Raw genomic sequence first — 12855 nt, forward strand, 5'->3', positions numbered from 1 at the left:
TGAGGAAAGTTTTATGGCGCTCACAAAAGCCGAATTGGCAGAAAACCTGTTTGATAAATTAGGATTTAGTAAACGGGACGCCAAGGAAACGGTGGAAGTGTTCTTTGAAGAGATTCGTAAGGCACTGGAAAGTGGCGAACAGGTAAAACTGTCAGGTTTTGGTAATTTTGATCTTCGTGACAAGAATGAACGACCTGGTCGTAACCCGAAAACCGGTGAAGATATTCCAATTACTGCTCGACGTGTAGTTACGTTTCGCCCGGGCCAGAAGTTAAAAGCTCGTGTAGAAAATCTAAAAAAAGAACAGTAAAACCAATCAAATAGATCACGCTTAGTCGTGGTCTTTTGTTATGTATGAAATTTGATGTTTTCATACAAACGAAAACCACCGCATTGCGGTGGTTTTGTTGTTTCTCAAGCTGCGTTTTTGTTTATGCCGCTTCTAAATGCGTCGTTAAGTAAGGCTGCCATGCTTGTTGGTATAAGTTTTTCGCTTGGCTACGCATATTCTTAATGGAAGCCATTTCAATCTCGCTTAGATTTCGCTTTTCCATTGATGCTTGACGTTCAAGCTTTTGAATTTGCTCATACAGGTCGTGTTCAGGACCATTTTTTACATCCGCAATCGCTTTTAAGTGCAGCTGTACTTCTGCGATCAAATTCGTTTTTGGCAAACGGACTAACAAGTTCAGATCACGGTAGCCAGAAGGGCCAGGTTTCTTAAAGCGGTTTTTGACTTTAACGATAGTTGTTTCGCGCTCTAGCGTTTCGTAAATAGAGACCAAACTTGCCACATCTTCCGCCACAATAGTCGCACGAGCTAAGTCAGTAATGCGTTCTACTTGGCCATCCAGTTCATGTGCGATTTTTTCTTCGGCGCGATGTTTAGATTTTACGCCAGCGAAATATGGCTGAGCATCGTTGAGTAGGGCGGTACTTTTACAAATGGTTTCAAGCTCGAATTGGGCTTGATGCGCTTTGCTGTAAAGAATATCGAAATCTGAATAAGGCTGGGTTGGACGAGAGTCGATGGATTGGATTCCATACAAGCCGCTAAGGCTGTGTTTAAATAGTTTAGAACAAACCTCGTTTTGACTAGGGGAACGATTTTGTTCATTACTTGGGGCATTAGGAAGTGCGGCGAATGCCGGCGCACGGCTTAGTACCAAAAGCATCAATGCTGTAGTACGTAGAAATAAGCTCATTCACTCTCCTTAACTTGCTTGCACTTAGAAAATGGGAACGTAAAAGTCGCTAAGACTGGGCAAATTAGGTACTAACTTATTTATGGGGACTTTCCGAAAGATTCCAAGGCTAAAAATTAACCTTTTGGAGGAATCGTGCGTTAGATCACCATTTCTCTTTTCTTTATTCTGCTTAGAGAATAAAGAGTTTGTTCTCCAAGGAACGATGACATCCTATCATCGCAGTATTAACCAAAGATGAACGGCATAGACAAATTTAAAAAAATCATTAGTCTTACCCCACAAAACGAAAATCAGCCAACAAGTAGAAAGTAAGAATGAGAGATCAAGAATTTTGGCACAGTAAGTGGGCCAGTAATCAAATCGGTTTTCATTTGGAAGATGTGAACCCTCTATTGCCAGCGTACTGGCACCATGCGAATCCGAAACGTGAAGACAAAGTCTTGGTTCCTTTGTGTGGTAAGTCTGAAGATCTCGTTTGGTTAGCAACGAAACATGATTCTGTGGAGGGGGTTGAGTTGAGCCAAATAGCGGTGCGTTCTTTCTTTGCTGAACACTTTTATACACCAACTGTGACCCCAATTAGTGGTATGCACGAGTTGTATCAGTTTGATGAACTGTCGATTTATGCTGGTGATTTCTTTACTGCTCCAGTTTCTCAAGCCGATATCGTTTATGATCGCGCTGCGTTGGTGGCTTTGCCGCAAGATATGCGAGAAGAGTACGTAGCGCGCTTGAAGCAGCTTTTGAATCCGGGCGGTCGTATTTTGCTTGTGACATTGAACTATCCGCAAGAGGAAATGGCTGGTCCTCCATTTAGTGTGCCATTGGAAGAAATTCAACAGTTGTTTGCAGGCTACAAGGTAACATGCTTAAACGTCGATCAAGCTGATGAACATCATCCAAAGATCGCGAAGAAGGGTTTAAGCCGCTTCTCTGAAGAAGTGTACTTAATTGAAGCTCAGTAAGACGATTTCCGTACTAGTGAGTTTATGAATAGAACTCGCAAATAAAAGAAAAGCGCAGCGATATAAAGCTGCGCTTTTTTTGATTGTTGAGAACTCAAAGATTAGTAAACGATTTTTACTTTCTTTGCGTTTTCGACCGCGTCTTGAACAGACTCTTCAATAGTTTTACGGCGAGTTAACACGACACCCAAACGACGACGACCATCGATTTCTGGTTTGCCAAATAAGCGCACTTGAGTTTGAGGTTGCGCTAAAGCCTTCGCAAGGTTGTCGAAACGAATGTCCGTTGATGTGCCTTGGCCTAGGATCACCGCTGATGCAGAAGGGCCATACTGAACGATTTTATTAATCGGCATTCCAGTAAATGCGCGAACATGAAGAGCAAACTCGGACATCTCTTGAGAGATCATCGTAACCATGCCAGTGTCATGCGGACGAGGAGACACTTCATTGAAAATAACCTTGTCACCTTTAACAAAGAGCTCTACGCCGAAAATACCGTACCCACCTAAAGCGTTTACGACTTTCTCTGCCGTGTACTCTGCTGCTTTTATTGCATTTTCCGACATTGCTTGTGGCTGCCATGATTCACGGTAATCACCATCTTCTTGACGGTGACCAATTGGCGCGCAGAAGTGAACACCATCCACTGCTCTAACGGTCAACAAAGTAATTTCGTAATCAAAATCGATAAAGCCTTCAACGATGACTCGACCTGCGCCAGTTCGGCCGCCTTCTTGTGCGTAGTCCCATGCTTTTTCAATATCGTCTTCCGTTTTGATGACACTCTGTCCCTTGCCAGATGAACTCATGACAGGTTTGACCACACATGGGATACCTACGTGCTCTACTGCGGCTTTAAAGTCATCGTAGTTGTCTGCAAATCGGTAAGGGGAGGTGGATAGGTCTAGTTCTTCTGCGGCTAAGCGACGAATACCTTCACGGTTCATTGTGAGCTTGGTCGCTTTCGCCGTTGGCACAACATTCAGGCCTTTCTCTTCAAGTTCGACAAGTTTGTCGGTCGCGATAGCTTCTATTTCTGGAACAACGTAAGCAGGCTGCTCTTTGTTTATGATCTCTTCTAGAGCCTTACCATCCAACATATCGAGCACGTAGCTACGATGAGCGACTTGCATCGCAGGTGCGTCTGCATAACGGTCACAAGCAATCACTTCTAGACCTAGTCGTTGGCATTCAATTGCCACTTCTTTACCAAGCTCACCAGAGCCTAATAGTAATACACGGGTAGCATTTGCGCTGGTTGCAGTACCGAACATAGTGTTCCCTTACAAAATAAAGTGATGAGACAGAAATTGCAGGGGATCATACTGATTTTTCATTGCGAAGCAAACGTTTGCTTGTGGTTTTTTGTCAATAAAAAAGCTCTACATGTTGTAGAGCTTTTAATGACATATTAGTGAATTTTATACGTTAACAAAACTGACGGGAATATCTGGGTTTAGCGCTTCTAACGTAGACTGTGTGTCTGCTAGGTGACTGATTTTCCCCTTAGAGTTTTCAACTAGAGCGGCAGCCTTAATGCTGTCGAAGGTTTCGCCTGCCAACAACACTTGAATCAGTGCTACTTGCAGCGGTGGAAGGCTTGGGTTAAATGCGGCGTTTTCTGCATAAGCACCTTTAAACACACGACCGTTCGCGAGCTCTAATGCCAAACCACTGAGGTTATTGGTATACGGCGCATGGCTCATGTTCATCGCTTCGACGGCTTGTTGAATCAATGCGTCTTCATCATCACACACAAATTGGTGTTTTACTTCGGCCATCAAACCAGACTCAATACCAAGGTCTGCTGGACCAAAAGCTTCTGGTAAGTATTCATGTAATGACTTTTCGTCGCGCTCAGGTAGCTGAACTTTCAACTCTTTAGCAGTCGACAGTTCGTTCATAAACTGGCGGCAGTGACCACAAGGGCTAAAGTTGATGGTGATGTCTTTGACACCGTGTTCGCCTTTCATCCAAGCGTGGCTAATTGCAGATTGTTCTGCGTGAACAGTTTGGCCTAACTGAACACCAAAGAACTCCATGTTTGCACCAAAGTACAGACGGCCAGACAAGCCTCGAACAATTGCACCAACATAGAACTCAGAAATAGGAGCGTAAGAATATGCAGCGGCAAAAGGAAGTAGAGCAACACGCAGCTCTTTATCTGATAGGCTGGTAGCTGAAAGCAATTGCTCAAACTGCTGCGCTGAAAGAGTAGCATCAAAATCGTCGGCTAGGACGATAGGAGCAAGTTGTTTTGAAAGTGCTTCAGGAGCGCTTGCTAGCGCCTGTTCAATGCGACTTTTCATGTTGAATCCTTGTTATTGCATGGACAGTTATTCTATGCAAAGGAGAGAAATGTTCCGTGCTTTAGATCACGTTAAATAATGCAATTGATATTTCTGTTACATAATTAGAGTGAGCTCACACATGTATTCGATTGCAATCGTGTTGAGCGTTAACTTCGTCTCATAAATAACTATATCAATGGATATTCATATACCCAAGTAATGAAAATATGCTAGCAGCGAAAGATAGCGTTTAGTTATGAATCTTGTTGGGACACGTTAGATGGGAAGTGTGCTTTGTAGCGAAAATCGTTTTCAACAGCGTACTACGATGAGAAAAGGAAAGTGACGGCCTGTCGGAAGGAGGACAGACCGTCACAATGACTTATTGATATAGCCAGACTGCTAAACCAAAAAAGCTCGGAGCGAGAATGGAAGTGATGATGCCGCATAGCACCAACGCTAACGATGAAAACGCTGCGTCGACAGGTTGTTTCTCTGCGCAAGTTGCAGTACCCAGCGCGTGCGATACTGTGCCCATCGTCAAACCGCGAGCAATTGGATGCTTAATGCCGATTAGGTTGTAGATTGGGTACGCCAAAATAGCGCCAAGAAGACCTACGATCAGTACTAAGATTGCAGCGACTGCCGCTTCACCACCAAGGTGGCTTGAGATTTCCATTGCAATCGGAGTGGTCACTGACTTACCTACTAGGCTCGCGATTAAACTGATGTCAGCTTTAAATGCAACGGCGATGAGGGTTGTGGTTGCCATTGACATAACACTTCCGAGCGTACAAGCAAACGTGATGATTCGCCAGTTGGCTTTGATTTGAGGGAGTTGCTCGTACAAAGGGTAAGCCAACGCTACAACAGCTGGTTGTAGTAAAAAGCTGATGCCTTCGTTGTCGGCGTAGTATGTCTCAAACGGTACATTGAGGTACGTTAATAAAGGAATCAGTACTGCAATACTGATCAACAAAGGGTTTGCAAGTGGGCTGTTGATCTTAATTGCGATTTGGCGAGCAATCAGGAAAACGACAATAGTGACAATTAACCACATATTAATGTTTCTCCTTTAGCAAGTAGTCCAGTAGCCAAGCAAGGCTGACCAAGACAATGAGTGAACCACCGACGGCACTGGCGATGATTGGCAATGCATTCGCAAGTAGCATATCGAAGTGCTGCATGAGTCCCACACTGATTGGGACAAAGAGTAAGATCATGTAGCGAATGAATAGCGTTGCGCCCGGTTTTACCCAATCCACTTTGACAAGGCCAAGTGTCATGGAGAAAAACAGTACAAGCATACCGATGACACTTCCGGGAACAGAAACGCCAGTGAATTTTTGAATAGTAATTCCGATTCCAAGTGCTCCCATGATGAGGAAGAGGGAGATGAGCAGTTGGATCAGTTGTAAGAATCGATCTTTTATCATTTTGACAGCATATAAACGACAAGCACACCATAAGGTGCGCTTGGATAAGTAGAAATTAGGAGGCTAGGCTCTCTACATAACGGTAAACGGATTTTAATATTGCAATCTTCTTTTCGTCACTTTCATGTTCGTGAACTAAGTTTTCTAAATTCAGCATATACTCTTCGATTTGGCTTTCAAATACCTCTCGGCAATGAAGTGCCCAGCGTCGTTGCTCTTGCTCATCGAGAGTGCCTGGGAAGTTACGAGCACGGTATCTGAATAGCAGCGGTTTGATGCGTTTATCGTCAAACTCGATATCTAAGGCAGCAAGATTGTTTGGATCGGTTTCGCGGATAATATCCATCGCTGCACGGTCAGCTGGAGAGAAGAAGCCATCGTAAAGTTGAGTGTCCACATCATCGCTTTTTTCAAATTGACGCTCGATAGAGAACAAGCCGATTAGTTTTTCTCGAATCTCAGGGTGCTGGCGAAGTAGTGCCAAATTATCGAGACACTTCTGACGATCAATACCGATGTTTTCTGCGTTTTCCGCCGTCAACGTTTTCGCTGGTGCTAAAATAGGGCACTTATTGAGGTGAACCAGTTTCACCGGTACGGGTAGTAGGTCGCCGAGGTCTTCACGCTTGGTGTAGAGACGTTCGTGCAACTCTTCGGTTGAAAGTTCAAGAATTGGCTGCGGATCTTTGGCTAAATCAATCGTAATAACCGCGTTGTTATTCGTTGGATGCCACGCGACAGGCACAATCCAGCTGGTGTATTGGCATTCGCGACCTAACATGCCTGAGACATGCATCAGCGGTGTCATGTTTACAATATCAACCAGTTCATTCAGCTTACGTTTGTGGCGCATAGAGAAGAAGTAATCGAACAGTTTTGGCTGTGCGGCTTTGACTTTCTTTGCCATCTCAATCGTTGCGATAACGTCAGCCATCGCGTCGTGCGCATTACTGTGCTCAATGCCATTTTTAACCGATAAATGTTCTAACTTGAAACTGGTGAAGCCGTCTTCATTCTCGGGCCATTCTACGCCTTCAGGACGCAACGCATGGCATGCACGCAATACATCGAGCAAGTCCCAACGCGAGTTGCCGTTTTGCCAGCTCCACGCGTATGGGTCGATAAAGTTGCGGTAACAGGTGTAACGCGTCACTTCGTCATCAAAACGAATGCTGTTGTAGCCTAGGCTGGTGGTTTTGGGTTTCGATAACTCGGCGTGAATCTTAACAATGAACTCAGGCTCGGATAGACCTTCTTGCATCGCCTTTTGCGGCGTAATACCCGTAATTAATGCAGCTTCCGGAGAAGGTAGATAATCAGCAGGAAGCTGGCAGTACATCACCAGAGGTTCGCCGATGATATTGAAGTTTTCATCTGTGCGAACACCAGCAAATTGGCTTGGACGATCTTTCGCGGGATTTGTACCCCAAGTCTCGTAGTCAAAGAAGAAAAAAGTGGGCTGATTATCTTGGTGCATTCTGCTTACCGTTTACGGAACCGATAAGAGTATTAGACCATTCAACGCCTTGACTAGCAACGAAAGATGCAAGGTGAAGTTGTGAAAATGAAAAAGCCGATGGCGAACCATCGGCTTGAAGTTTTGCATTTGTCTGCTTAGGCAGCAAATAAGGATTAGGCTTTCGTTTCTTCAAGAGCCGTTTCAGCTTCTGAGGACTTCAACACTCGGCTTGCAATGGTGCCTGCCGTCATTGAGCCAGAAACGTTCAGCGCAGTACGAGCCATATCAATCAGAGGTTCAATTGAGATCAAAAGTGCAGCGATCGTTACAGGCAAGCCCATTGCTGGAAGAACAATCAATGCCGCAAATGTTGCACCGCCACCAACGCCCGCAATACCAAACGAGCTGATAGTAATGATCGCAATCAGAGAAAGAATGAAGTTTACGTCTAGTGGGTTAATACCCATTGTTGGGGCAACCATCACAGCTAGCATCGCAGGGTAGATACCCGCACAACCATTCTGACCAATTGTTGCACCGAAAGAAGCAGATAGGTTCGCGATCGCTGGTGGCACATTGAGCTTGGTCACTTGCGCTTCAATATTCAATGGGATGGTTGCCGCCGAACTGCGAGAAGTGAACGCAAACGTCAATACAGGCCAAATTTTCTTGAAGTATTCAACAGGGCTAACGCCAACGAATGAAACCAAAATGCCGTGCACAACAAACATCAAACCAATAGCGACGTATGACGCGACGATAAAACCAAGTAGGTTTAGGATGTCGGATGCATTTGAGGTTGCAACCACTTTCGCCATCAATGCAGCAATACCGTAAGGTGTAAGCGCCATGATCATTTTTACTAAGCGCATAACGATAGATTGAGCCGCTTCAACAAACGTGCGAATTGGTGATTCCAATTCCTCTTTTTCCATCATTACTTTGCGAGCTGCAATACCAGTTAGTACACCAAAAATGACAACAGCAATGATTGAGGTTGAGCGTGCTCCCGTTAAGTCTGCAAATGGGTTTGTCGGAATAAAGCTTACTAGCATTTGTGGAATGGTTAGATCGCTTACTGTACCCGCTCGGCTTTCAAGAACCGCAATTCGAGCCGTTTCACGAGCGCCTTCAGTTAGCCCTTCTGCTGACAGACCAAACGCAGAAGTAACAAGAATACCGATCAAAGCCGAAATTGCTGTGGTGACTAGCAACACAGAAATCGTCAGACCAGAGATTTTGCCAAGTGAGCCACCTTTCTCCAGTTTTACTACCGCAGAAATCATCGAAACCAACACAAGTGGCATGATCACCATTTTTAGCAAGCCGACATAGCCGCTACCAACAATACCAACCCATTCTAGTGTTTTCGAAATGACGTCGCTGCCTTCACCGTGAATAAGCTGAAGAGCCAAGCCAAAAAGAGAGCCAGTAACAAGACCAATTAAAACGAGACGAGAAAGGGTGTTCTGTTTTTGTTGCTGGGTAAAAAGAAAGAATAATATGCCTATAAACACGGCAAGAGAGGCTATCACTGCAAAATCCATAATCTGACCTTATCAATCTGGCGTGAAACGCCGACTGTTTTTTATACGGGGTTATATACTGATGCCGTAAGATAACGCTCAGGATATAACTTTAAAAATGACAAACAGGTATTAGATAGATCTAAAATGAATATAAAAATGAGAGATAAATCTCGTGAGCTTACTGTTTAGCGTGATTTTTAAGCAAAATGACTAGTCATAATGATGCAGTAGGTCGAGCATTTCTTTTCTTTGTAGATAAACAACCGAATTTTCCTGATAACTGTAAACTTGACAAATCATCGCTTTGGCCACTTCTTCGGCTTTAATCGGTAGAAAGTTAGACAATTTCCCTATCATAAGTGGGCGAATGACTTTGAATAAAGCTTGAACAAGCTTTTCATCACTTCGCGGGTGATCGCGTTCACCAACTAAAGGGCCTGGACGCACAAACACCACTTCATCAAATCCCATTTTTTCAATGGTCTGCTCCATTTGTCCTTTGCAAGCAAGATAGTGAGAAGGAGAGGAACGGTTGGCACCTAAACTAGACACCACCGCAAGGCGTTTTACGCCGACCATTTTCATTTGCTGTGCGACCGAAGTGACCAGTTCGACATCGACTTTACGCAGGTTTTCTTTACTGCCTGCTTGCTTGAGAGTCGTGCCCAAACAAATGAAACCTATATCGGGCGTTGTTTGATTTTCATTCCATTGATGAATAGTGAGCTCTGCATCAATGATTGGAATGATTTTGTTTGTTGGGTCATAAATGTCTTTAAGCGGGCGTCTGGAGAGGGAGTACAAATGAGAAATACCTGACTGAGCAATGAGGTTTTCGACCACTTTGCTGCCGACTAACCCAGTTGCGCCAGCGATGATTACGCAAGTGTTAACATCGTTTGTCATTGTATGCTTCCTCTTTAGAGAACAAGTGCTTAGGCATTAGTAGCTTATGCCAACACGCTGAAAGAGCAAGAATAAGCCGCAACTCTCCATCAAATTTGTGCAGTGGCGAGCTCGATATCGCATGTTAAAAAAAGACCCGTTATTTACGGGTCTTAGGCTCAGGAGAGTGATAAGGGAATTGAGCGCCGGGTTTTGCGCTGCGGCTTGGGCTTGCTTCTCTTAGCAGGGCGACGACTTTGATTGGCAAACATAATTCTCTCTCCATTTTATTGGGACAAGTTAATTCAAGCATTTGTTGTGCCAATCGTTGAGTTTATTAGGTGTTAGACATGTTATAAATGCTTGGTTTTAGTCACTTTGGTTTGTTTTTTGGTTATAGATTTCAATGGTTTGCTTGGTTGTATGGGCTTGGTTTTTTGTGCCGGATATCCAGGTGATATGTATTCGTATCACTTTTCTATTTATGTAAAAACAGCCACCTAGAATCATATTCTTGTCAATATGACAGTCAGAATGCTAAAAACATCAGCAAAAAGAGAAAATCAGATGAAATAGAATGAAAGAGGCGTACACTTATTCTCTCATTCGTCGTCAGCCTTTTATCTTGTCTCGTCGTAATGCATACGCAACTGTAGACAACGTTTCTATCGAACGAACACCAATTACTTGAAGGAATACCAAACATGGATTGCTCTTTTTCCGCAGATATTCAAACGCGCATTGATAACAAAACCAAACCCTTAGGTGCTCTAGGGTTGCTAGAAAAAGTCGCATTGCAGTTAGCGTTGATTCAAAGCCAAGATCAAGCACAAGCCGTTGAAGAGATTGTTATTCGCAAGCCAACGATGTTGGTGTTTGCTGGCGACCATGGTGTTGCGAAAGAAGGCATTAGCATCGCACCGAGTGAAGTTACCCAGCAAATGGTTGCAAACTTCCTTGCTGGAGGTGCGGCAATTAACTGCTTTTGCGATGTAAACCAAATCGAATTCAAAGTGATTGACTGCGGTATGCTTGCGCCAATCGAAGTCATGGTTCCTGAGTTTAAATCTCATCCGAATTTAATTGAGCAGCGTTTAGGAAATGGCACTGCCAATTTTTCAAAGCAAGCGGCGATGTCTTCTGAACAAGTAGCGCTTGGTTTGGAATATGGTGCAAGAGTGGCGCAAAGCACCATCTATTCAGGATCTAACTTACTGATGTTTGGCGAGATGGGCATTGGAAATACCAGCTCGGCTTCCGCATTATTGGCGGCACTCAGCCCGCTTGAGGTAAACCACTGTGTTGGTCTTGGTACGGGCATCAACTCAGAGCAGTTGAGCCGAAAGTTAAAGTTGGTTGCTCAAGGGGTAAGTCGTTGTCGAGGTCTAGACGCCAAAGCTGTATTATCGCAAGTTGGTGGATTTGAAATCGTACAGATGGTTGGGGCGTTCCTTGAGGCGAAGCGTTTGAAAACGCCAGTGCTTGTCGATGGTTTTATTGTCTCTGTCGCGGCGTATGTTGCCACGTTACTAGATGAAGAAACACGTGACTACATGCTGTTTGCACATCGTTCAGAAGAAAACGGACACAAGTTTGTGTTGGAGTCATTAAAAGCCGAACCTTTGCTGGATTTAGGGCTCCGCCTCGGTGAAGGAACAGGTGCTGCGTTGGCATTGCCGCTATTGAGGGCCGCTGCGCAGTTCTATAATAAAATGGCCAGTTTTGAGAGTGCAGGAGTAACGGTTTAGTGTCTGAGTCAAAAAGTTCAAGACAAGCAACGCTACGCTATCAAATGGAGCTATTCCTCTTGGCTGTGAGCTTTTTTAGCCGCTTGCCTGTACCGAGTGACTTACCTTACAGCGAAGAGCGTATGAACCAAGCCGGGCGATATTTTGCCTTGGTTGGTGTGATTCTTGGTGTGCTTTGCGCGCTTGTGTTCTACTTCACTCAACTTATTTTCCCTGATTCTGTTGCTATTGTATTAACCATGGCGTTCAGCCTGTTGCTCACCGGTGCTTTTCACGAAGATGGTTTGACTGATATGGCGGATGGCATTGGCGGCGGTATGACGGTTGAACGTCGTCTTTCTATCATGAAGGACAGCCGCATCGGGACTTATGGTGCCGCAACATTAGTGATGGCGTTGTTGGCTAAGTTTGTCCTTTGGAGCGAGTTGGTGCATTTGCCTGATTTTTGGCTCGTTATTGTTGTGGCCTACACCACGAGTCGTGCCCTCGCTGCAACGCTAATTTACGACATGCCTTATGTGAGTGACAGTGACACCTCGAAAAGCAAGCCGCTTGCGAACAAGCAGTCCTCGTCTGAAGTTGCCATTTTGCTGTTTACTGCGGGCGTGGTTTCGCTCTTTCTCGGGGTAATGCAGACATCATTTATCGTCATCGTTTTGTTTGCATTTCGATTTGCATTCAAACGTTGGCTTGCTAAGCGCATTGGCGGTTTTACTGGCGATTGCTTAGGTGCAGCGCAGCAGCTTTCTGAACTCTTGGTTTACCTTACTCTAATCGCGTTTTATCAAAATATATGAAGCAGTTAATTCTCGGTGGTGCTCGTTCAGGAAAATCGAAACTTGCTGAACAAACCGCAAGACAGTTATCCGAAAAGCAGAACAAGTCATTACATTATGTCGCTACTGCGTTGCCATTTGATGATGAGATGCGAGAGCGGATTAAGCATCATCAAGCTCAACGTGGGGAAGGGTGGCATGAACACGAATGCCACCTTCGACTTCCTGATTTACTTGCTCATTTTGATGCTAATGACGTTGTATTGGTTGATTGCTTAACGTTGTGGCTGAACAACTGGATTTTTGAGCTAGGTGAAGTCTGCAGTAACGAGTCATTAGAACAAGAGATAGAAAAGCTCATTCAAGCGGTTGAAAATTCTCGCGCGACACTGATTTTTGTCTCTAACGAGGTGGGAATGGGCATCGTGCCGCTGGGTGCTGTGAGCCGCTATTTTGTTGATAATGCAGGGCGCATGAATCAACAACTTGCTCAAGTATGCTCTCGAGTAACGTTTGTTGCGGCAGGGTTGCCATTGGTTCTTAAAGAATAGGATA

General features: G+C 44.6%; 13 protein-coding genes. 5 read left to right on the forward strand and 8 right to left on the reverse strand.

Going from position 1 to position 12855, the window contains the following annotated elements:
• Window positions 1-13: 13 nt before the first annotated feature.
• A complete protein-coding gene (gene ihfA, locus OU793_RS03270) occupies window positions 14-310 on the forward strand; it encodes an integration host factor subunit alpha (RefSeq protein ID WP_005462650.1) in 297 nt (98 codons plus the stop codon).
• Between the two features lie 121 nt (window positions 311-431).
• Here the strand turns inward: ihfA and OU793_RS03275 are convergent, their stop codons facing one another.
• Window positions 432-1205 carry a phosphoribosylglycinamide formyltransferase gene (locus OU793_RS03275; protein ID WP_005462651.1) on the reverse strand — a complete coding sequence of 258 codons (774 nt, stop codon included), beginning with the start codon at window positions 1203-1205 and terminating at the stop codon, window positions 432-434.
• Window positions 1206-1522: 317 nt separating this feature from the next.
• On the opposite strand from OU793_RS03275, the gene OU793_RS03280 reads away from it, so the two are divergent.
• Window positions 1523-2173: a thiopurine S-methyltransferase gene (locus OU793_RS03280; protein WP_021486580.1), complete on the forward strand. Its 651-nt coding sequence runs from the start codon at window positions 1523-1525 to the stop codon at window positions 2171-2173.
• Window positions 2174-2274: 101 nt separating this feature from the next.
• On the opposite strand, the gene purT is transcribed toward OU793_RS03280, so the two are convergent.
• The 7 genes from purT to OU793_RS03315 form a co-directional block, all read right to left on the reverse strand.
• Window positions 2275-3450, reverse strand: a complete 1176-nt coding sequence (gene purT / locus OU793_RS03285) for a formate-dependent phosphoribosylglycinamide formyltransferase (RefSeq protein WP_005495504.1) — start codon at window positions 3448-3450, stop codon at window positions 2275-2277.
• A 147-nt stretch (window positions 3451-3597) separates the two neighbouring features.
• The gene (gene cdd, locus OU793_RS03290; protein ID WP_015296604.1) at window positions 3598-4485 is read right to left on the reverse strand and encodes a cytidine deaminase; all 888 of its coding nucleotides are present in this window, start codon (window positions 4483-4485) and stop codon (window positions 3598-3600) included.
• Window positions 4486-4849: 364 nt separating this feature from the next.
• Window positions 4850-5527, reverse strand: a complete 678-nt coding sequence (locus tag OU793_RS03295) for an LrgB family protein (protein WP_025522457.1) — start codon at window positions 5525-5527, stop codon at window positions 4850-4852.
• A 1-nt stretch (window position 5528) separates the two neighbouring features.
• The gene (locus tag OU793_RS03300) at window positions 5529-5903 is read right to left on the reverse strand and encodes a CidA/LrgA family protein (RefSeq protein ID WP_005455074.1); all 375 of its coding nucleotides are present in this window, start codon (window positions 5901-5903) and stop codon (window positions 5529-5531) included.
• A gap of 55 nt (window positions 5904-5958) precedes the next feature.
• Complete coding sequence (gene sbcB, locus OU793_RS03305) at window positions 5959-7380, reverse strand: exodeoxyribonuclease I (RefSeq protein WP_138937472.1); 1422 nt, start codon at window positions 7378-7380, stop codon at window positions 5959-5961.
• Between the two features lie 155 nt (window positions 7381-7535).
• On the reverse strand, window positions 7536-8909 hold the full coding sequence (locus OU793_RS03310) for an L-cystine transporter (RefSeq protein WP_005486634.1): 1374 nt from the start codon (window positions 8907-8909) through the stop codon (window positions 7536-7538).
• Between the two features lie 192 nt (window positions 8910-9101).
• A complete protein-coding gene (locus OU793_RS03315) occupies window positions 9102-9797 on the reverse strand; it encodes an NAD(P)H-binding protein (protein WP_140103823.1) in 696 nt (231 codons plus the stop codon).
• A 683-nt stretch (window positions 9798-10480) separates the two neighbouring features.
• Between OU793_RS03315 and cobT the strand changes: the two genes are divergently transcribed.
• Genes cobT through cobU form a run of 3 tightly spaced genes read left to right on the forward strand, consistent with a single transcriptional unit; the run spans window position 10481 to window position 12851 of the window.
• Window positions 10481-11524, forward strand: coding sequence for a nicotinate-nucleotide--dimethylbenzimidazole phosphoribosyltransferase (gene cobT / locus OU793_RS03320; RefSeq protein ID WP_025521902.1), 1044 nt, complete (start codon window positions 10481-10483; stop codon window positions 11522-11524).
• A 44-nt stretch (window positions 11525-11568) separates the two neighbouring features.
• Window positions 11569-12321, forward strand: a complete 753-nt coding sequence (locus OU793_RS03325) for an adenosylcobinamide-GDP ribazoletransferase (protein ID WP_180793919.1) — start codon at window positions 11569-11571, stop codon at window positions 12319-12321.
• On the forward strand, window positions 12318-12851 hold the full coding sequence (gene cobU, locus OU793_RS03330; RefSeq protein ID WP_021823050.1) for a bifunctional adenosylcobinamide kinase/adenosylcobinamide-phosphate guanylyltransferase: 534 nt from the start codon (window positions 12318-12320) through the stop codon (window positions 12849-12851). The genes OU793_RS03325 and cobU overlap by 4 nt, the downstream gene beginning before the upstream one ends.
• Window positions 12852-12855 lie beyond the last annotated feature (4 nt).

It is taken from the genome of Vibrio sp. VP6, assembly GCF_028823755.1.
Classification (GTDB): Bacteria; Pseudomonadota; Gammaproteobacteria; order Enterobacterales; family Vibrionaceae; genus Vibrio; species Vibrio parahaemolyticus.